The following is a 21,418-nucleotide window of genomic DNA, read 5'->3' on the forward strand; positions in this document are numbered from 1 at the left end:
TGCCTCGTGTTAGGCGTTATTTAACGCGCATGCCGGGTTGTGCACCGTCATCCGGATTGAGAATGAATAAATCTTTACCGCCTGGGCCAGCAGCAAGTACCATACCTTCAGACATGCCAAAGCGCATTTTACGCGGCGCAAGGTTAGCTACCATAACAGTGAGTTTACCAATCAGTTGCTCCGGTTCATAGGCGGATTTAATCCCAGCAAACACCTGGCGTTCACCTAAGCCAATGTTGAGTGTCAGTTTTAGCAGTTTATTGGCTTCAGGCACTGCTTCGGCATTGACGATTTTAGCGATACGGAAATCAATTTTAGCAAAGTCTTCAATGCTGATTTCAGGGGCAACCGGGTCAAATTTGGTTTCAGTCATTGGCGCTGTCATTTGTGCTGGTATCGTTGGAGTGGCTTGTAAAGTTTGTTTGGAGTCGTCTAACATTTTTTCTACCTGTGTCATATCTAAACGCGTCAATAGGGCTTGGTAAGCTTGGATGGAATGACCTTTTAATGGTGTATTCGCAGATGTCCAATTCCAGGCATCCTCGTTAAAGAATTCGCGGGCTTTGCCAGCCGTTTCGGGTAGCACTGGAGCTAAATAAATCATCAGGACGCGGAACAGGTTTAAGCCCAAACTCACCGACTCGTGGAGTTCGGCTTTCTTGCCGTCCTCTTTCGCAAGCACCCAAGGGGCCGTGTCGGCAATGTATTCATTGGCTTTATCGGCCAACGCCATAATGTCCCGCATCGCCTGAGCGTATTCGCGTTTTTCATAGAGTTGGGCAATCGCGTCACTTTGCTCGGCAAACTGCTGGAATAACGCCTCGGCTTCGGCTGACCAGGCCTGGTTAAGCTTGCCATCAAAGCGTTTACTAACAAAACCGGCACAACGGCTGGCAATATTGACGACCTTGCCAATTAAATCGGAATTTACTCGCTGCACAAAGTCATCCAGATTTAAATCGAGGTCATCAATACGGCTATTGAGTTTGGTGGCGAAGTAATAACGCAGGTACTCTGGGTTTAAGTGTTTTAAATAGGTGCTGGCCATAATAAAAGTGCCGCGCGACTTGGACATCTTGGCGCCATCGACGGTCAAAAAACCATGCGCGAAAATCGCCGAAGGCGTTCTAAAGCCCGCACCGGCTAGCATCGCTGGGAAGAATAGTGCATGGAAATACACGATGTCCTTGCCGATAAAATGATACAGCTCAGCGTCTGAATCTTTTGCCCAGTAGTCATCAAAGTTGATGCCGTGCTGGTCGCAATATTTTTTAAATGACGCCAAATAACCAATCGGGGCATCCAACCACACATAGAAGAATTTATTCTCTTCACCGGGAATTTCAAAACCAAAGTAGGGCGCATCACGGCTGATGTCCCATTTTTGTAAGCCGGACTCAAACCATTCATTGAGCTTGTTGGAAATTTGGGTTTGCAAATGACCGCCTTGGGTCCAGTCTTTAAGCATCGGCTCAAAATGGCCGAGTTCAAAAAACAGGTGTTCGCTGTCTTTTTCAATCGGTGTCGCGCCTGATACCACGGATTTCGGGTTTTTCAGCTCGGTTGGGCTATATGTCGCACCACAGACTTCGCAGTTATCGCCGTATTGGTCGTCCGCACCACATTTCGGGCAGGTACCTTTGATAAAGCGGTCGGGCAAAAACATGTTTTTTTCCGGGTCGAAAGCTTGCTTAATGGTTTTGCGGCTAATGTGATTGTTGGCTTTCAGCTGATTGTAGATATAGCTGGAATAATGACGGTTTTCGTCTGAATGGGTGCTGTGGTATTGGTCAAAATTAATATGAAAACCGGCGAAGTCACGTTGGTGTTCTTCGGACACGCGCGCAATAAGCTGTTCTGGGCTAATACCTTCGGATTGGGCACGCAGCATAATCGGGGTTCCATGGGCATCATCGGCACAAACATAAATACAGTTGTTTCCACGTTGTTTTTGAAAGCGTGACCAGATGTCTGTTTGGATATATTCCACCAAATGACCTAAGTGAATAGGGCCATTGGCATAGGGGAGCGCACTGGTAATTAAAATTTTTCTGACCTGAGACATCACATGATCCGTTTTATTAAATTCAAAACCCTAAATTATAAAGGGTTTTAGAGGGCTTTGCTAAGTTAGCTGTTTTGTACCACGATGTTTGGAAAAGCGTGGCTGTAATTTTTGCGTTGTTGCGATAACTGAGCACCGAGTTTGTGAGCAATCGTAATGTAGCGCTGTGCTAATTCATCATTGGGTGCATGGGCTACAGTAGGGCAGCCGGCATCGGCTTGTAAGCGAATATTGATGTTTAAGGGCAGTTGTCCGAGTAGATCAATCTTATAGTTTTCGGCTAATTTGACCCCGCCGGCGTCGCCAAAGATAGCTTCTTCATGACCACATTGACTGCAAATGTGGGTACTCATATTTTCGATTAATCCGAGCACGGGGATATTCACTTTTTCAAACATTTTGATGGCTTTTTTAGCATCAATCAACGCCAGGTCTTGTGGTGTGGTAACAATAACCGCACCAGTTACCGGAATTTGTTGCGCCAGAGTTAATTGGACATCACCGGTACCTGGTGGGAGGTCAATTACCAAAAAATCCAGTTCTTGCCAACGGGTTTCTTTGAGCAGTTGGGTAAGGGTTTGGGTCACAATGGGTCCGCGCCAAATCATGGGGGTATCTTCTTCAATTAAACAACCAATGGACATAGCTTGTAAGCCGTAGGCCTGCATCGGCTCCATACTTTTACCATCGCTGGTTTGGGGTTTGCCCTCAAGTTTTAGGAGTGTGGGAATACTGGGGCCGTAGATATCGGCATCTAAAATACCGACGTTAGCGCCTTGATTTTGTAATGCTAGAGCTAAATTGACACTGGTTGTTGATTTACCGACCCCTCCTTTCCCAGAGGCGATAGCAATAATGTTTTTGATGCCAGGGAGTGCGGCAACACTTGGCTGTGTTTGATAGGCTTGGATACGGGTAATGGGCTGAATGCTCAGTTTGGTTACCCCGGGAATTGCGGCTACGGCTTGTTCAATTTGTTGATTTAACTGTGCGTGAAGCTGTTTGGCTGCAAACGGCCAAATCAGGTCAAAGGATAAACAGCCATTTTCTAGACGCAGGTTTTCAATGGCTTTGGTTTTGATGAGTGTTTGCTTCAGCAACGGGAAAGTCAGTTGTCCCACTGCCTGTTCAAATATCTGTTGTTGTGCCTCATCAAGCGTTTGCAAGGTGTCTTTGCCAAATAGTTTGCTGATAATACCCATGATAGCCTCTAACTTACGCCTTAAAATAATTCCCGACTAATCTTATCAGGAATTAGCTGGGTGACCAAGTTTGATTGCGTCGAAAGGCGGTTAACTCAGAAGGTCGAGCTGTCGTTCGTCGGGTTGGTCGTGGTTAATACGACTCGCTGTTGGCCCAGTTTGATTGCGGTACTTGGCATCCGCACGCTTGTTGTAGGGTGTGGTGCTAGGACTAGAGAGGGTTTCAAAGTTAATAGCGCAAATATCCATCCCAGGTCTAAGTGCTAAGGGCAGTTTGCCACTATTAAAAATTTCTAACACAATTTGTCCTTCCCAGCCTGGATCAATGCGATGAGCCGTGACGTGGACCATTAAACCCAGGCGTGCCAAACTAGAGCGGCCATCGAGCCATCCAACTAGATCATCGGGAATACGGATAGATTCAAAGGTGGAGGCAAGAGCAAGTTCACCTGGGTGCAAGAAAAAAGCTTGATCGGACTCGATGACTATTTCGTTGCCCATTACCTTATCAAGTAAAGTTTGCACTTCTTCACGCGGTCCGCTCAAGTCGATATAGGGTGCTGTATGATCGTTGAATACCCGAAAACGGTTGTCTAAACGCAGGTCGACGCTAATGCCTTTTATTTTGTTGGCTGCGGGGGCAGGCTCAATGCCAATGCGACCTTGTTTGAGTGAACTTACAATATCTTGGTCAGAAAGTTTCATGGTGAGTTATATCCAATTAAAAAGAGGGGGCGGAACGAAGACTTAAAATGACGTTACGACCACTGTCATGATGGGTTAATTCTATACGACCTGGAAAAAAAGCATAGTCGTCCAGTAACCAGAGTTTTACTTGGACATCTTCGGATGCCCACTCGTAATAGCGTGCATTTAGATTGCTTCGGAATTGGGTGTGAACAGATTTTTGTTGATTAGCTTGAATAAAATGAATACGGGTTTGACGCCGGTCTTCTTGTAGTAATAGGTTTGTATTTACAATGCCCGCTCGAAGCTGTTGTCTTAGGGCATAAATAATGGATATCATGTCAAAGGCATCAGCACTTGCTGGCCAGGTTAGGTCACGATCCGGGTTTATAATGAGGTCTTGTTTTTCGTCCCAAAGAAACTGGGTAGTTTGAGGTGTAGTATTACCCCGGTAACGCTGCATGGTTTTTTGGTAGCTCAACCATTGCAGTTGCCCCTGGTCATGCAGGCGCAGTTGAATTTTCTCATGCGTTTCTTCATTGGCTAAGCGACGCGCCCAGCGATCGGGTACGGCTCGCGTTTCGAGCGTACAGTTGCTGGCTTGGCAGGTTAGTTTTTGAGTTGCGGTGCCTACGTTGAACCCCATCACTCTAATGGAAAACTCGGCGTCAAAGACGGGTGATAAGCTATTTGCTGCCGACACAGCCGGACTTATCCCGGCGGTCAGTACTGCTAGGCCTGCTAGGGTAAGTCGTGATGATATCCAACCAGTTTTAAACATAGGTTAGGCAAACTCCGTTGTTGACGAAGAAATTAAGTCGGTCATCGCGAGTGGATGAGTAATACAATGGCCATGATGATAAACAAGCCCATCGGCTTTGGAATAGCAGATTTCACCTCTTGCGATTGCCATAACAACTTTTGGCAATAATTGATGTTCAAGTTGGTGAACACGCTGCGCAATTTTTTGGGGGGTATCATTGGATTCAATGGCCAGGTCTGCTTGAGCAATAATTGTCCCGCCATCCACTTCCGCATTCACGTAGTGAACACTAATTCCGTGTCGATCATCACCGGCCTCGATGGCGCGTTGATGGGTGTTAAGCCCCGGATATTTAGGTAGTAATGAGGGGTGTATGTTGATTAATTTGTGGTGCCATTGCTCAGTAAAGCTTGCCGATAAAATCCGCATAAAACCTGCCATGACAATCAGGTCTGGATTGAATGACTTTAAATGTTGGCTTAGGATCTGATCGTAGTTTTCTCTTGTTTGCCCCGCTGTTGCAGTTATTACGAAGGTTGGAATGTTTGCTGCTTGTGCACGTTCAAGGGCATAGGCGTCATTGCGGTTACTTATAACCGCTTGAATGCTAAATACCGATGAGCTAGCTCGGGAAGCCTCAATGAGTGCTTGCAGGTTGGAGCCGAATCCTGAAACTAGAACGACAATTTGAAACGCCATGAAAACCTATCGCAACACAACGTGCGGTTCTGTTGATTCTGACTGCATCATCTCGCCAATTAACCAAGATTGCTCACCAAGTTCTGTGAGTTTTGCAAGTGCCACGTCTGCTTGGTCAGCAGCTACAACGACCACCATGCCAATGCCACAATTAAAAGTGCGGTGCATTTCTATAGTGTCAACATTACCTTGTTCTTGCAACCAATCAAATACGGCAGGACGCTGCCAGGCCTGGCTGTCGATGTGAGCACAGGTATGTTCAGGCATAACCCGTGGTAAGTTTTCAATTAAACCACCACCCGTAATGTGGGATAACGCATGAACATCAATCGTTTTGAAAAGCTCCAGCAGGGACTTGACGTAAATTTTTGTAGGCGCCATAAGTGCATCGATCAGTTTTTGTCCGGCTAATTCTTGGTTAAGATTAGCACCACTGACTTCAATAATTTTACGTATCAACGAATACCCATTGGAGTGAGGGCCAGATGAGGCGATACCAATGAGTTTATCGCCAGCCTGAACTTTCGTACCATCAATTAATTGATCTTTCTCAACGATGCCAACACAAAAGCCAGCTAGATCGTAGTCACCTACTGGGTACATGCCTGGCATTTCAGCGGTCTCGCCACCAATCAATGCACAGCCGGCTTGTTGACAACCTTCGCCAATACCATTAATAACGCTTTTGGCAACATGAATATCCAATTTGCCTGTTGCGTAGTAGTCTAAAAAGAATAGCGGCTCGGCCCCTTGAACGATTAAGTCATTGACACACATAGCGACCAGGTCAATACCGACTTGATCGTGTTTTTCGCTATCAATCGCTAGGCGCAGCTTAGTGCCTACGCCATCTGTGCCTGAAACTAAAACGGGATTTTTATATTTATGAATGGGGAGTTCAAACAAAGCCCCAAAACCACCAAGAGATGCCATGACCTCAGGTCTAGCTGTAGCTTTGGCAATAGGTTTAATGGCTTGAACAAGGGCGTCGCCTGCGTCAATATCAACACCGGCATCTTTGTAACTGAGTGATGGTTTAGTAGACATAATATAGATATAGAAACTTTTAGTTAGTGGAAGATTGCGACAGAATCCTGTAAATCAGCCGCACGCTTTAGCTTAAAAACATTATCATATTGTAACTAAATTTTTTGAGAGACGTATGAGAAGTTTACGGAATAAGACATGGCCAGCTGGGTTGTTCCTTGTCCTGGTTGCATTGATTGTGACGCCATTAAAAGCCGACGATGGTTTTTTTACCGTTGATGTTGAGGTTGCGAATTTTGAGCAAGGGCAGCTTGATAGTTATTTTGCTCGGGCTACTGAGACTCTGTTAGTGCGATTAACTGGTAACCCTGACGTTGTGATGCATCCAGTGGCTCGCCAACTCATTTCTCAGGCCCGTGCGTCTGTTAGAAACTATCAATTGGTTAACCGTCAGATTGAGGGTGTGGTGCTAGGGCAAGACGTGCGCGTCGAATTTAACAGTACCCGTGTCATCAATCAGTTACAACAAGCCGAGATTCCTATTTGGCCACAAGTGCAGCGGCCTCAAATATTAGTGGTGGGTGATTGGTTGCAGCGCGGGTTGCGTGCTGAATTTTCTCAAGAAGGTTTTGGGTTTCGGCCTGATCTCGACTTTAGGCCATACCCTAATGCGATTGGTTTGTCTCAGCACTATCTTGCAAACTTAATGGCTTATCGAGCCAATAATCTAGTACCCGTTCCAGCCAAATTGTCTGAAGAACAGATTCGTGATTTGCAGCGTGAATTTGAATCGAAAAGTCATTTGCTAACATTGTCCGCTCAGGTGGTTGGAGACATTGTGCAGGTTCGTGGCCAGTTTTATGAATTGGAGAGTGGTGATCTGTTGTGGGAGCAAGTGGCTTTAGGAGAAGCGTTTCATGAGTTGGTTTATGAAGTTTTTGAGCGTGTACTGCGTGAGGAGTCGGCCCGTTACTACGCCACATTAGATTTGGTAACAGAGCTTTGGGTGGAAGTGGATGAGATTCCTAACGCAGAGTTACTGACCGAGTTTGAACGGGTGTTAGTGGGAAATCGGCTTATTTTTGAGCAGGTGCGCTTGATTCAGATTGATGGGCGTGCGGCCAGTTTTGCTGTTCGCTATCGCGGTGATGCCAGAACAGCTATTCGTGCCATCGAAATGGCGGTGCCACTTACTTTGATGGTTGATGATTTAGCGTTAGGCTATGTCCGTTATCAATATAATTATTCCAACTAAATTTGCGTAACTAATTCTTAATGTTAATACAACTTCCCCTTAAAATTAATTTACCTGATACGGCCTGTTTTGAAACCTTTGTAGCTCCTGATGCGTCAGTTGCGCTAACACTTAGTCAGTTGCAGTCAGTAGGTGCGAGTGGTTTAAGCCAAGGGGTATATTTTTTTGGACAAGCGGCCGTGGGAAAAACCCACTTATTGCAAGCGGCTTGCCGTGCCGTTTCATTAAGGGGTGGGCGTAGCGTCTATTTCCCCCTGAAAGAGAAGCAATTGCCTCTAATTCCTGACGTATTAAAAGGCTTGGAGGTTATGGATTTGATTTGTCTGGATGATGTTGATCATGTTGTGCATTTACCCGCTTGGCAAGTCGCACTGCAAGATTTGCAGTCTAAGTCTCGTGCGCTTGGTCATCCGCTGATTTTGTCCGGACGTATGCCAATGGCTTTATGGCCTATGTCAGTGTCGGAGTTGCGTGATGCTATGTTTAGTTTGTTACCGGTTGAATTGCAACCGCTTACTGAGATAGATGATCTGGTGTTAGCTTTACAGCGACATGCGATGATTAGAGGGTTTGAGTTGCCCAAGGATGTGGCGAATTTTATTATTAAGCGTTTTTCAACCAGTTTGGAAGAGTTGTTAGCCGTATTGCAAATGTTAGAGCAAGCCACGCTTGCGGAACAGCGCCGTTTGACCTTGCCTTTTGCAAAACTGGTGTTATCGCGTTAAGGTTGGCGCGTGTTTAAATCGCCAAAAATTAATCTTGGAGTTTATTGTGGAATTTACTATGAAATTGTTTTTGAAGCAGAGTCGCAATTGGATGTTAGCAGGTCTGCTGGCAATCAGTGGTCAAGCCTTGGCCGAGCCTATGGATGTTGAATTTGTTGATATGGAAGGCAATACCGTGATGTTGTCTGATTTTCGTGGCCAATGGGTGGTTGTAAATCTATGGGCTACCTGGTGTCCACCTTGCATAAAAGAAATGCCCGATTTAACATTATTTCATGAACAGCATAAGGATTCAAAGGCCATTGTATTGGGGGTTAATTATGAAAATATACCTATAGAAAAAATCAATACGTTTACTGAGGAGTTAATGATAACGTTTCCTATTGTAAGATTTAAAGAAATTGATTTAAACGCGAATCAGACGCCGTTTGGTCCACTGCGAGGATTGCCAAGCACTTATATGGTTGCGCCTAGCGGTCAGATAGTTGCAGGGCGCGCTGGCTTAGTGGATGCGGAGCTATTGGAAAACTTTATTGCTGAATTTGAGCGTCGCAACCCTTAGGAGATAAACGATGCCTACTCGCCTCATTAGTGCTGTTATGTTTTTGTTTGCAGTGAGCTTACCCTTAAAAGCCGCTGATTTTTTTGACCACAGTTTTGGCAATTATCAAGAAGAATTAGATTTAGCACGTGAAGAGGGAAAGCAGGGTGTATTTGTTTTCTTTGAGATGGATGATTGCCCTTTTTGTCACCGTATGAAAGAAACGATCTTGCAAGAACCGGATGTTATCGAATACTTCCATGAGCACTTTAAGGTCTATCGGTTTGATATTGAAGGTTCTAACCCAGTCACCAACTTTGATGGTCGAGAGTTTGACACCGAAAAAGAGATGGCTGAGCGTCAATACCGCGTTAGAGCAACGCCCGTTATGATCATTTTCGATTTGAATGGTGAGCCAGTGGCTCGTTTCACCGGTCCGACCCGGACTAAAGACGAGTTTTTGTTATTTGGCCGTTTTGTGGTTGAGGGTCATCATCAAGAGATGAACTTTAACCGTTTTAGACGTCAGCAAGAAGCGTCTTGAGGGCTTGTTTGATGAAGAAGCGTCTGATAAGGCCTTTATTGACCATTACCTTACTTGTTCCTGCACTGGTTCCAACAAAACTTTATGCTGAAACCTTACCGAACCCTTTTACGCTAGATGATGCCATGAGTTGGTCGATAATCGCCAACCCAGGTCTAGTACGTCAGCAAGCGCTTCAACAATTTAATCAAGCAGAACAATCAGCCGTGATTGCACAGCAGGGTGTTAATTTGGCTTTTATTGGCCGCCTTGGTCAGCGTGAGTTTTTGGATGAGCGCCAAGATTATAATTTAGCCGCGCTGCAATTGACGGCGCCTATTTATGATTTTGGTCGTACGCAAGCGCAATTAGCGGCGCTGTCGACGGCGTCCTCTGCTAATGAACAGCTTTTTCATTATCATACTTTGCACTATCGTTTTGAGCTGATGCAGGGGGTTTTCAATATTATGCTTGCTGACTTAAATTATCGAGTGCAAAACGAAGCCATGGCGATTGCCTTTGTGACTTTGGATAAAGTAGAGGAAGACTTCGCACTGGAGCGCGTATCGGAGCGAAAATTACGTGAATCTCAGCGCGATTATCAGGCTGCTTTTTTAGCGCGTCAGCAAGCGCAGTTAATGATGCGTCAAGCAAGAATGCAATTAGGTAATGCGTTAGGGCTTGGTGCTACAGTGGTTCCGCGCGTGGATGTTCCAAGTGAAATCCGCTTGCCGGCACAGCTTGATAGTTTGGATGTTTACCAGCAACGTTTAGAAGAAAATAATCCATTGTTACGCGCTTTGGCATTGAATGCGGCGGCAGAACAACAGCGGGTCGATTTTGCTAGATTGGGTAGTAAGCCAATGATAAATGCTGATGCAAAAGTGGGGCAATTATCAAGCTATCCGCGCATGCGAGAAGGTCGCTGGGAGGCGAGTATAGGTATTGAGGTACCGCTTTATGATCGCGGTCTAACTCGTGCCGGTGTTGAAAAAGCTATGTCAAAAGCAGCCATAGCACAAGCTGAGGTTGAATTTGAAGCGCAGCGTTTACGTAATCACTTAACTCAGTTGTATTTTGAATTAAGTTTGCTCGGGGTTGAAGAACAAGCTTTGGTAGCTAAACAGAATTTTGCCAGCGTAAATTTAGATTTTGCACGAGCTATGTACGAAAATGAGTTGCAGACTGATTTTGGCAATGCGATGGTCGAAATTTCGCAAGCTGATTATGATCAGCTCGCGTTCCGATTCCGGCAAATACTGTTATGGGCACAATTAAATCTTCTGCTTGGTGCTGATGAATTATTAAATTTTGATGGATTGATGAGGGAGTCGGCAAATGATTAGATCGACCAATAACGTTTACCTTGGCGTTGCCGCCGTGTTTTTAGTGCTGCTGCAGTTGGCAATGGTCATGCCAGCCCAAGCTCAAACGCAAACTTTAAAAATAGGCGCGCTCGTGTCTGGACAAGTGATGCAGGTTTTGAAGCAAGAGGATGCGCAAGTTTCACAAGGTGAGGTCATTATGGTTATTGATGACCGAATCTTTAAGGCTCGCTTAAAGGCTTTAGAGGCTGAACGTAATAGCGCCGCTGCGATATTTGCTGACGCTGAAATTGAGATGGCCAATATTGAAGACTTATTTGATCGTACCGTTATTGCCCAACGACCTTACCAGCAAGCACAGCGCGATTTTGCGGTGGCTAAGGCCAATTTAGCCTTGGCGGAAGCAAATCTTGCTGCGCACCAGGCCTGGTTAGATTACTATCATATTAGAGCCCCAAGAAACGGTGTTATAAAATCCTTAGCGGTCCAGCAAGGATCGACAGTATTTAAAGAAAATCAGCTGTTATTCGAATTGGAGGTTGGTGTTGAATAAGTTGCAGTATTGGCGTTTAGCGGTGCATTTGATTTTTAAAACCCAGCATTTCGGGGTAAATAATCAATGGTGGTCACGTTATCCTTCCGCTATTGGTTGGACTTGGTCGCAACGGATGATTGGTGTTTTAACCATTATGCCGATAGTGAGAAATTATCAGTCTTTGAAGGTCCGTAGCCGCATTGGCTGGATGCCAGATGCTGAAGCTACGGCTTTATTTGGTAAGGACCCGCATTTTAAATAATCATTTAAACAATCACTATGCAGCGGGTTTGTTCGGGTAGTTGGGTTTATTTGCCAATTTGAGCCATCAAAAATGTCATGAAATCTTTTTCAGCAATATTTTGTGGCTCGGCATCACGACGATGCTTGTACTCAATCAACTGTTGATCTAAACCGCGTTCTCCAATCACGATGCGGTGCGGAATGCCAATGAGTTCCATGTCATTAAACATCACGCCGGGTCGCTCGTTGCGATCATCTAACAACACGCTAATACCTTGTTGTTGCAAGTCGCTATAGAGTTGTTCTACGGCTTTCGCAACTCGGGGTGATTTATGCATTTGCATGGGCACAATACAAACTTGGAAGGGCGCAATCGCATCAGGCCAAATAATGCCTTTGTCATCATGGTTCTGTTCGATAGCCGCCGCCACAACTCGCGTTACCCCAATACCATAACAACCCATTTCTAGAATCTGTGCCCGGCTGTTTTCATTTAGAACGTTGGCGTTTAGCGCTTTGGAATATTTGTCGCCTAATTGAAAAATATGGCCGACTTCTATACCGCGTTTAATTTGAATAACGCCCTGTCCATCAGGGCTTGGATCACCTTCAACAACATTGCGAATATCCGCAACCAGGCCTGCTGCTACATCGCGATCCCAGTTCACGCCGGTTAGATGGTACCCGGTTTTATTTGCGCCACAAACAAAGTCGGCACAATGTGCTGCCGAGCGGTCAACAATCAGCGGAATACTTAAGCCAACGGGGCCAATAGAGCCTGCATCGCAACCACAAACCTGCGTAATTTGTTCGGCTGTTGCAAAGGTAAGTGGGCTAGCAACTAAGGGGTGTTTTTCAGCCTTGATGTCATTCACTTCATGGTCGCCCCGTAATACTAAGGCTACAACGGGGTTTTCAGCATTGGCGCCCAAAACTAACAGTGTTTTTAGCGTTTGGTTAGCTGATACGGCTAAAAATTGACAGACTTCTTCAATGCTATGGATATTCGGGGTGGCAACTTCCGTTAGTGGTTGTGATGGGCTCGGGCGTGGCTTGCTCGGTGCTACCGCTTCCGCCAGTTCCACGTTGGCCGCAAAGTCGCTAAGAGTTGAAAAGGCAATCGCATCTTCACCAGAATCAGCCAAAACATGAAACTCATGTGAGCCATCACCGCCAATTGAGCCGGTGTCCGCTTGTACAGCACGGAAATCAAGACCGATGCGTTCAAAAATACGATGGTAGGCGGCATACATAATTTGATAGGTTTGCTCCAAACACTCGCGATTAAGGTGAAATGAATAGGCATCCTTCATAATAAATTCGCGAGAACGCATGACGCCAAAACGTGGCCGGATTTCATCACGAAACTTGGTCTGAATTTGGTAGTAATTAGCCGGTAGCTGTTTGTAACTTCTAACTTCCTTGCGGACAAGGTCGGTAATCACTTCTTCGTGCGTTGGACCAAGGCAAAAATCCCGTTGATGACGATCGTTAATACGGAGTAACTCGGGACCGTATTGTTGCCAGCGCCCTGATTCTTGCCAAAGTTCCGCCGGTTGTACCACGGGCATTAGCACTTCTTGAGCGCCAGCTTGATTCATTTCATCGCGAATAATTTGTTCGACATTTCGAAGTACTCGTACACCCAATGGTAGCCAGGTATATAGGCCACCGGCTAAGCGACGGATCATGCCGGCGCGAATCATAAGTTGATGGCTAATGACTTCGGCATCGGCTGGTGTTTCGCGTGTGGTAGCTAAAAGTAGTTGGGATGTTTTCATGGTGTTTTGCTGTGCGAATTAAAAATGATGATTCTAGCATAGTGAATAAAGTTAAAACTGCGCTAATTGTGAGTTTGGGTTTATGTCAAAGTTGTTTTGGGTAAAATGGCAGTGTTTTTATTAACTCTATAAAGGACGCTGACTATGCCATCATCTATATTGTCAGGCTCGCAGCTGTTTTTAGCCTCTGGTTCACCGCGGCGGTTAGCTTTGTTGGAGCAGTTGGGGCTTGCTGTTACGGTTGTAGAGGCACCAGTTGAGGAAGTGGCGTTGCCCAAAGAATCACCGCGTTCTTTTGTGATGCGTATGGCCATTGAAAAAGCCTTGGCAGGCTACAACAAGGTTTCGGGTCATGATATCTGGGTGGTTGGCGCGGATACACTGGTTATGCAGGATGGGGATGTGTTTGGAAAGCCTAGAAACCATCAACAAGCGAAAGATTTTTTGCATAAGCTGGCTGGATCTTCTCATAAGGTTTTGTCTGCTGTTGCGATTGTTCATCAGGGTGAGGTGTTATCTGATTTAAGTGAAACCATGGTGAGTTTTGCAAATTTAGACAGTCAGCAAATAGACAATTATCTAGCCACCGATGAGTGGCGGGGTAAGGCGGGTGGTTATGCCATTCAAGGTAAGGCCGCGCAGTTTATATGTCATATTGACGGCAGTTATTCAGGTGTCATGGGTTTGCCGCTCTATGAAACCTCAGCATTGTTAGCAGAATTAGGCTTTACAGTGCTCCAACCTACTTCATTAAATAATAAAGAACAAAAATCATGAATGATGAACAAAAAGTCCTAGTTAACATTACGCCAAATGAAACTCGTGTGGCATGGTTGGAAAATGGCGTTCTGCAGGAAATTTGGGTTGAGCGCAATAAAAAGCGCGGCTTGGTGGGTAATATTTACCTAGGGCGGATCGACCGTGTATTGCCTGGTATGCAGGCTGCATTTGTCGATATTGGCTTGGCGCGTGCAGCATTTTTGCATGTGTCCGATGTTACCCAGGGTTTGATTAGTCAACGCAGTCCGGAGGACCCTGAAGATATAGGTCGCCTTTTATTTGAGGGTCAGCGTGTGTTAGTGCAAGTGGTAAAAGATCCGCTCGGCACCAAGGGTGCACGTGTGACCATGCAGGTATCCATTGCATCACGATTGCTGGTATATATGCCAGATGAGCAAGGTATTGGTGTTTCGCAAAAAATTGATGCCTCGGTTGAGCGCGAACGCCTCCGTGAAGTTATAAAGTTAATTCCTGAAGCCTCGTCATCGTCGGGTGGTTTTATCGTTAGAACGGTGGCAGAAGGTGCTGACTTTCATGAGCTGCGTGCTGATGTGTTATTTCTGCAAAAATTATGGGAGCAAGCGAGTCAAAAGGTGGGCGAGTCAAAAAAACCGCGTCTACTTTATGAAGACTTGCCACTTTATTTGCGCATCCTACGAGATGTTCCCAATGATGGAATTGAAAAAATTCGTGTCGATTCAGCGGAAACCTTTCAGAAGATGAAAGTTTTTGCCAAGATGTACTCTTTAGAGGTGACAGATAAGATTGGGCACTACAAGGGTGATCGCCCTATTTTCGACTTATATAATATAGAAGAAGAGATTCAAACGGCATTAGAAAAAAAAGTCATGCTCAAATCAGGTGGTTATCTGATTATTGATCAAACTGAAGCGATGACTACAATTGATGTTAATACCGGGGGCTTTGTTGGGCATAAGAATCTAGAGGAAACGATCTATCGTACTAATCTTGAAGCAACGCAAGCAATAGCGCGACAAGTGCGTTTACGTAATCTGGGCGGTATTATTATTCTCGATCTCATTGACATGGAGGATGATGAGCATAAGCGCCATGTTTATGAAAGCTTGCAGAAAGCATTAACTCTAGATAGAGTCAAAACAACTATCAGTGAAATATCTCGACTGGGTCTGATTGAAATGACGCGAAAGCGAACACGCGAATCACTTGAGCGGACACTATGCGAACCTTGTCCTATGTGCCATGGGCGCGGGGTTGTTAAGACAGCTGAGACGGTTGGTTATGAAATTTTTCGAGAGATTACTCGTATGGATAAGTCGTTTAATGCCGAGCGTTATCGTGTAATAGCAGCTGAGAGCGTTGTGGGTAGAATCCTTGATGAAGAGTCAGATGCTGTTGCCGCATTGGAGGCTTTTTTGGGAAAAACTATCAAGTTTCAAGCAGAAAGCAGTTATCCACCCGAATATTTTGATGTGGTTATGATGTAAGTGTGTATAAAACTGTGGATAACAATTGAAAAGGTTGTTGATTAAAAATAAAACGAAAAAACTCTAAAAAAGACTTGCAAGGAAGTTGGGAGTCTGTAGAATACGCCTCACTTCGAAGCGATGCGCCAAGAAGGGAAGAAACAAGCGGTTTGAGTGAAAAGATTTTGAAAATAAATATTGACACTAAAGCGCGGGCCTGGATATAATAGCGGGCTTCCAAACAACAAATTGTTGTGCTGGAAAACGAATAAGACGTTCTTTAAAAATCAGGTAATTCAGAGATAATTTATGTGGAAGTGTCTAGATGAGCTGACCGCAAAAATTAACTCGAAACGACAATGTAAGTATAGGTAGAGGTAACTCTTCCATGTTTCTTTGTCAATTCCGAGTGTTATAAAAATGTTCAAGATTAAACTGAAGAGTTTGATCCTGGCTCAGAATGAACGCTGGCGGCAGGCCTAACACATGCAAGTCGGACGGTAACAGGGGAGCTTGCTCCTGCTGACGAGTGGCGGACGGGTGAGTAAGGCATGGGAATCTGCCCTTTGGTTGGGGATACCGTATGGAAACGTACGTTAATACCGAATGAGATCTACGGATGAAAGGTGGCCTCTACTTGTAAGCTATCGCCAAAGGATGAGCCCATGTTAGATTAGCTAGTTGGTGAGGTAATGGCTCACCAAGGCGACGATCTATAGCTGGTTTGAGAGGATGATCAGCCACACTGGGACTGAGACACGGCCCAGACTCCTACGGGAGGCAGCAGTGGGGAATATTGGACAATGGGGGCAACCCTGATCCAGCCATGCCGCGTGTGTGAAGAAGGCCCGAGGGTTGTAAAGCACTTTTAGTGAGGAGGAAAGGCAGTTAGTTAATACCTGATTGCTGTGACGTTACTCACAGAAAAAGCACCGGCTAACTCTGTGCCAGCAGCCGCGGTAATACAGAGGGTGCAAGCGTTATTCGGAATTACTGGGCGTAAAGCGCGCGTAGGCGGATTGTTAAGTCAGTTGTGAAAGCCCTGGGCTCAACCTAGGAACGGCGATTGAAACTGGCAGTCTAGAGTTTAGTAGAGGGAAGGGGAATTTCTGGAGTAGCAGTGAAATGCGTAGATATCAGAAGGAACATCAGTGGCGAAGGCGCCTTCCTGGACTAAAACTGACGCTGAGGTGCGAAAGCGTGGGGAGCAAACGGGATTAGATACCCCGGTAGTCCACGCCCTAAACGATGTCAACTAGCTGTTGGTCTTATTAAAAAGATTAGTAGCGCAGCTAACGCGATAAGTTGACCGCCTGGGGAGTACGGTCGCAAGATTAAAACTCAAAGGAATTGACGGGGGCCCGCACAAGCGGTGGAGCATGTGGTTTAATTCGATGCAACGCGAAGAACCTTACCATCCCTTGACATCCACAGAACTTTCTAGAGATAGATTGGTGCCTTCGGGAACTGTGAGACAGGTGCTGCATGGCTGTCGTCAGCTCGTGTCGTGAGATGTTGGGTTAAGTCCCGCAACGAGCGCAACCCTTATCATTAGTTGCTACCATTTAGTTGAGAACTCTAATGAGACTGCCGGTGATAAACCGGAGGAAGGCGGGGACGACGTCAAGTCATCATGGCCCTTATGGGATGGGCTACACACGTGCTACAATGGTCGGTACAAACAGTTGCGAAGCCGCGAGGTGGTGCGAATCTGAAAAAACCGATCGTAGTCCGGATTGGAGTCTGCAACTCGACTCCATGAAGTCGGAATCGCTAGTAATCGCAAATCAGAATGTTGCGGTGAATACGTTCCCGGGCCTTGTACACACCGCCCGTCACACCATGGGAGTGGGTTGCACCAGAAGTAGCTAGTCTAACCTTCGGGAGGACGGTTACCACGGTGTGATTCATGACTGGGGTGAAGTCGTAACAAGGTAGCCCTATCGGAAGGTGGGGCTGGATCACCTCCTTTAAGACGAAGCGGCAGTAAGTTTAGGCGCTTTCACATAAATTGTCTCTGAATTACGAAAGAACGGCCTGGGTGCGCTCAGGTTAAAGAGGACCTGGGTCTGTAGCTCAGTTGGTTAGAGCGCACCCCTGATAAGGGTGAGGTCGGTGGTTCGAATCCACCCAGACCCACCACATGGGGTTATAGCTCAGCTGGGAGAGCGCCTGCCTTGCACGCAGGAGGTCGGCGGTTCGATCCCGCCTAACTCCACCAATAAACACCGCTCATGGTGTTTTGGTTGATGAAAATTAGCTAAGAAACTATGAGCGGTTTTTATTGTTATTAGAGAAGATGAAAGTCTTTTGTAGTGACATGAAGTCGAAGTTCTTTAAAAATTAGGAAAAGATCTCTTCAAAAGAGAAGGTTAGTGCGCGTTGATGAGACGGCATTAACCCGGTGAGTGTGACCTCCAATCATGCTCACCAAACTTAGGTAACATGTATCTTGATGAGCAATCTCAAGCGAACATGTCAGCGAAGAATCTTAATTGCGTTGTGCACTCAAAGAGGGTGCCTTGATTGAGTTTTTAGAGATAGGAATTCAACACAAAAGGTCAAGGTCAACGAGTTAGTTTACTAATAAGTTATTTTTGAGTTGTATAGTTAAGTGATTAAGCGTACACGGTGGATGCCTAGGCGGTAGAAGGCGATGAAAGACGTGATAGCCTGCGAAAAGCTCCGGTGAGGTGGCAAATAACCTTTGACCCGGAGATGTCTGAATGGGAAAACCCATCCTTTCGAGGATATCCCTTAATGGGAGGCTAACCCGGGGAACTGAAACATCTAAGTACCCGGAGGAAAAGAAATCAACCGAGATTCCCTAAGTAGCGGCGAGCGAACGGGGACCAGCCCTTAAGCAAGGACTAAGTTAGCAGAACGCTCTGGAAAGTGCGACGATACGAGGTGATAGTCCTGTATGCGAAAGCTTTATTCTTGTGAAATCGAGTAGGACGGGACACGTGAAATCCTGTCTGAACATGGGGGGACCACCCTCCAAGGCTAAATACTCTCTACCGACCGATAGTGAACCAGTACCGTGAGGGAAAGGCGAAAAGAACCCCAGGAGGGGAGTGAAATAGAACCTGAAACCGTGTACGTACAAGCAGTGGGAGCCCCATCACTAAGCTACTTTAAAAGTAGTCATGTGATTATCTTTACTTGTAAGTGTTAAGTGAGCGAAGCGAGCTAAACCAAAAAAACAAGCAGAGGTAGCTTAGTGATGGGGTGACTGCGTACCTTTTGTATAATGGGTCAGCGACTTACTGTGTGTTGCGAGGTTAACTGAATAAGGGAGCCGTAGGGAAACCGAGTCTTAAATGGGCGATAGTAGCATGCAGTAGACCCGAAACCGGGCGATCTATCCATGGCCAGGATGAAGGTTGAGTAACATCAACTGGAGGTCCGAACCCACTAATGTTGAAAAATTAGGGGATGAGCTGTGGATCGGAGTGAAAGGCTAATCAAGCTCGGAGATAGCTGGTTCTCCCCGAAAACTATTTAGGTAGTGCCTCATGTCTCACTGTTGGGGGTAGAGCACTGTTATGGTCTAGCGGGCCGTCAAGGCTTAGCAGCCCATTGCAAACTCCGAATACCAACAAGTGCAATCATGGGAGACAGACAGCGGGTGCTAACGTCCGTTGTCAAGAGGGAAACAACCCAGACCGCCAATTAAGGTCCCTAAACACGGCTCAGTGGGAAAGGATGTGGGAAGGCTTAGACAGTCAGGAGGTTGGCTTAGAAGCAGCCATCCTTTAAAGAAAGCGTAATAGCTCACTGATCGAGTCGGCCTGCGCCGAAGATTTAACGGGGCTAAGTCGTGTACCGAAATTGCGGATGCCGTAAGGCATGGTAGGGGAGCGTCGTGTAAGTCTGTGAAGGTGTGCTGTCAGGCATGCTGGAGATATCACGAGTGCGTATGCTGACATAAGTAGCGATAAAGGGCGTGAAAAACGCCCTCGCCGAAAGCCCAAGGTTTCCTACGCAACGCTAATCGACGTAGGGTTAGTCGGCTCCTAAGGCGAGGCCGAAAGGCGTAGTCGATGGGAAACAGGTTAATATTCCTGTACTTTTTATAACTGCGATGGAGGGACGGAGAAGGCTAGGCCAGCAAGGCGATGGTTGTCCTTGTTTAAGGCGGTAGGCAGAAGGCTTAGGTAAATCCGGGTCTTTAATGCCGAGAACTGATGACGAGTCCATTAGGACGAAGTGGTTGATGCCCTGCTTCCAAGAAAATCTTCTAAGCTTCAGGTTATAAGAAACCGTACCCCAAACCAACACAGGTGGGCAGGATGAGAATTCCAAGGCGCTTGAGAGAACTCGGGTGAAGGAACTAGGCAAAATAACACCGTAACTTCGGGAGAAGGTGTGCCCTTGAAGGTGAAGGCCTTGCGCTGTAAGCTTTTGAGGGTTGCAGAGACCAGGTGGCTGCGACTGTTTATTAAAAACACAGCACTGTGCAAAATCGAAAGATGACGTATACGGTGTGACGCCTGCCCGGTGCCGGAAGGTTAATTGATGGGGTTAGCTGTAAAGCGAAGCTCTTGATCGAAGCCCCGGTAAACGGCGGCCGTAACTATAACGGTCCTAAGGTAGCGAAATTCCTTGTCGGGTAAGTTCCGACCTGCACGAATGGCGTAACGATGGCCACACTGTCTCCACCCGAGACTCAGCGAAATTGAAATCGCGGTCAAGATGCCGTGTACCCGCGGCTAGACGGAAAGACCCCGTGAACCTTTACTATAGCTTTGCACTGGACTTTGATACTATCTGTGTAGGATAGGTGGGAGGCTTTGAAGCTCGGACGCTAGTTCGGGTGGAGCCATCCTTGAAATACCACCCTGATCGTATTGAGGTTCTAACCTCGGCCAGTGAATCCTGGTCAGGGACAGTGTATGGTGGGTAGTTTGACTGGGGCGGTCTCCTCCTAAAGAGTAACGGAGGAGCGCGAAGGTACCCTCAGCACGGTCGGACATCGTGCAATGAGCGCAAGAGTAAAAGGGTGCTTGACTGCGAGACAGACACGTCGAGCAGGTGCGAAAGCAGGTTCTAGTGATCCGGTGGTTCTGTGTGGAAGGGCCATCGCTCAACGGATAAAAGGTACTCCGGGGATAACAGGCTGATACCGCCCAAGAGTTCATATCGACGGCGGTGTTTGGCACCTCGATGTCGGCTCATCACATCCTGGGGCTGAAGTCGGTCCCAAGGGTATGGCTGTTCGCCATTTAAAGTGGTACGCGAGCTGGGTTTAGAACGTCGTGAGACAGTTCGGTCCCTATCTGCCGTGGGCGTTGGAGAATTGAGGGGGGCTGCTCCTAGTACGAGAGGACCGGAGTGGACGAACCGCTGGTGTTCCAGTTGTCCTGCCAAGGGCACTGCTGGGTAGCTACGTTCGGGAAAGATAACCGCTGAAAGCATCTAAGCGGGAAACTTGCCCCAAGATGAGTTCTCCCTAGACTTTAAGTCTTCTAAAGAGCCGTTCAAGACCAGGACGTTGATAGGCAAGGTGTGGAAGCGCAGTAATGTGTGAAGCTAACTTGTACTAATTACTCGTGAGGCTTAACTATACAACTCAAAAGTGACTTAACTGATGTGTGAGCTTGAGAAAGCCGCAAGATCAAGTTATCTAAGTAAAGAACAGGAAGAGATCGATTCCTAAACAAAGAATTTTAGCCGGGTGTGGCGACACATCAGGCAAAGCCGAATTGCTTGGCGACCATAGCGGAATGGAACCACCTGATCCCTTCTCGAACTCAGAAGTGAAACGTTCCAGCGCCGATGGTAGTGTGGGGTCTCCCCATGCGAGAGTAGGTCATCGCCAAGCTCCACATCCTAAACCCCTCTAATGAGGGGTTTTTT

The 21,418-nt window shown here is 46.5% G+C and carries 16 protein-coding genes, 2 tRNA genes and 3 rRNA genes; 14 read left to right on the forward strand and 7 right to left on the reverse strand.

What is annotated here, in order from left to right:
- Window positions 1–16: 16 nt before the first annotated feature.
- From metG to purM, 6 genes are all read right to left on the reverse strand, one after another.
- A complete protein-coding gene (metG, locus tag THICY_RS02985) occupies window positions 17–2,065 on the reverse strand; it encodes a methionine--tRNA ligase (protein ID WP_013835141.1) in 2,049 nt (682 codons plus the stop codon).
- A gap of 65 nt (window positions 2,066–2,130) precedes the next feature.
- The gene (gene apbC / locus THICY_RS02990; protein WP_013835142.1) at window positions 2,131–3,267 is read right to left on the reverse strand and encodes an iron-sulfur cluster carrier protein ApbC; all 1,137 of its coding nucleotides are present in this window, start codon (window positions 3,265–3,267) and stop codon (window positions 2,131–2,133) included.
- 90 nt (window positions 3,268–3,357) lie between these two features.
- Entirely contained in the window at window positions 3,358–3,972 is a 615-nt protein-coding gene (gene dcd / locus THICY_RS02995) for a dCTP deaminase (protein ID WP_013835143.1), read from the reverse strand.
- Between the two features lie 16 nt (window positions 3,973–3,988).
- Window positions 3,989–4,735, reverse strand: a complete 747-nt coding sequence (locus tag THICY_RS03000; protein WP_013835144.1) for a DUF3108 domain-containing protein — start codon at window positions 4,733–4,735, stop codon at window positions 3,989–3,991.
- Between the two features lie 3 nt (window positions 4,736–4,738).
- A complete protein-coding gene (purN, locus tag THICY_RS03005; RefSeq protein WP_013835145.1) occupies window positions 4,739–5,416 on the reverse strand; it encodes a phosphoribosylglycinamide formyltransferase in 678 nt (225 codons plus the stop codon).
- Window positions 5,417–5,422: 6 nt separating this feature from the next.
- Entirely contained in the window at window positions 5,423–6,463 is a 1,041-nt protein-coding gene (purM, locus tag THICY_RS03010) for a phosphoribosylformylglycinamidine cyclo-ligase (protein WP_013835146.1), read from the reverse strand.
- 115 nt (window positions 6,464–6,578) lie between these two features.
- Here purM and THICY_RS03015 point away from each other — a divergent pair, with 115 nt between their 5' ends.
- Genes THICY_RS03015 through THICY_RS03045 form a run of 7 tightly spaced genes read left to right on the forward strand, consistent with a single transcriptional unit; the run spans window position 6,579 to window position 11,569 of the window.
- A complete protein-coding gene (locus tag THICY_RS03015; protein ID WP_013835147.1) occupies window positions 6,579–7,658 on the forward strand; it encodes a DUF2066 domain-containing protein in 1,080 nt (359 codons plus the stop codon).
- Between the two features lie 20 nt (window positions 7,659–7,678).
- Window positions 7,679–8,383, forward strand: a complete 705-nt coding sequence (gene hda / locus THICY_RS03020) for a DnaA regulatory inactivator Hda (protein ID WP_013835148.1) — start codon at window positions 7,679–7,681, stop codon at window positions 8,381–8,383.
- A gap of 58 nt (window positions 8,384–8,441) precedes the next feature.
- The gene (locus THICY_RS03025; RefSeq protein WP_013835149.1) at window positions 8,442–8,945 is read left to right on the forward strand and encodes a TlpA family protein disulfide reductase; all 504 of its coding nucleotides are present in this window, start codon (window positions 8,442–8,444) and stop codon (window positions 8,943–8,945) included.
- Window positions 8,946–8,955: 10 nt separating this feature from the next.
- Window positions 8,956–9,468, forward strand: a complete 513-nt coding sequence (locus tag THICY_RS03030) for a thioredoxin family protein (RefSeq protein ID WP_013835150.1) — start codon at window positions 8,956–8,958, stop codon at window positions 9,466–9,468.
- A gap of 11 nt (window positions 9,469–9,479) precedes the next feature.
- Entirely contained in the window at window positions 9,480–10,793 is a 1,314-nt protein-coding gene (locus tag THICY_RS03035) for a TolC family protein (RefSeq protein ID WP_013835151.1), read from the forward strand.
- A complete protein-coding gene (locus THICY_RS03040; protein ID WP_013835152.1) occupies window positions 10,786–11,325 on the forward strand; it encodes an efflux RND transporter periplasmic adaptor subunit in 540 nt (179 codons plus the stop codon). Before THICY_RS03035 ends, THICY_RS03040 begins: the two co-directional genes overlap by 8 nt.
- A complete protein-coding gene (locus THICY_RS03045) occupies window positions 11,315–11,569 on the forward strand; it encodes a hypothetical protein (protein WP_245534979.1) in 255 nt (84 codons plus the stop codon). The genes THICY_RS03040 and THICY_RS03045 overlap by 11 nt, the downstream gene beginning before the upstream one ends.
- Before the next feature lie 46 nt (window positions 11,570–11,615).
- Here the strand turns inward: THICY_RS03045 and THICY_RS03050 are convergent, their stop codons facing one another.
- Entirely contained in the window at window positions 11,616–13,331 is a 1,716-nt protein-coding gene (locus tag THICY_RS03050) for a proline--tRNA ligase (RefSeq protein WP_013835154.1), read from the reverse strand.
- Between the two features lie 144 nt (window positions 13,332–13,475).
- On the opposite strand from THICY_RS03050, the gene THICY_RS03055 reads away from it, so the two are divergent.
- The 7 genes from THICY_RS03055 to rrf all read left to right on the forward strand — a co-directional run bounded on the left by THICY_RS03055 (window position 13,476) and on the right by rrf (window position 21,383).
- The gene (locus THICY_RS03055) at window positions 13,476–14,108 is read left to right on the forward strand and encodes a Maf family protein (RefSeq protein WP_013835155.1); all 633 of its coding nucleotides are present in this window, start codon (window positions 13,476–13,478) and stop codon (window positions 14,106–14,108) included.
- Window positions 14,105–15,577 (forward strand): ribonuclease G, encoded by a 1,473-nt coding sequence (gene rng, locus THICY_RS03060; RefSeq protein WP_013835156.1) that lies wholly within the window; start codon window positions 14,105–14,107, stop codon window positions 15,575–15,577. The genes THICY_RS03055 and rng overlap by 4 nt, the downstream gene beginning before the upstream one ends.
- A 411-nt stretch (window positions 15,578–15,988) precedes the next feature.
- Window positions 15,989–17,528, forward strand: a 16S ribosomal RNA gene (locus tag THICY_RS03065).
- Between the two features lie 93 nt (window positions 17,529–17,621).
- A tRNA-Ile gene (locus THICY_RS03070) sits at window positions 17,622–17,698 on the forward strand.
- 3 nt (window positions 17,699–17,701) lie between these two features.
- Window positions 17,702–17,777 (forward strand) — tRNA-Ala (locus tag THICY_RS03075).
- Between the two features lie 387 nt (window positions 17,778–18,164).
- Window positions 18,165–21,126: ribosomal RNA gene (locus THICY_RS03080) — 23S ribosomal RNA — on the forward strand.
- 141 nt (window positions 21,127–21,267) lie between these two features.
- Window positions 21,268–21,383: ribosomal RNA gene (gene rrf, locus THICY_RS03085) — 5S ribosomal RNA — on the forward strand.
- The 16S, 23S and 5S rRNA genes sit together here with 2 tRNA genes alongside, the layout of an rRNA operon.
- Window positions 21,384–21,418: the final 35 nt, after the last annotated feature.

This window comes from Thiomicrospira cyclica ALM1 (assembly GCF_000214825.1).
GTDB classification, from domain to species: domain Bacteria; phylum Pseudomonadota; class Gammaproteobacteria; order Thiomicrospirales; family Thiomicrospiraceae; genus Thiomicrospira; species Thiomicrospira cyclica.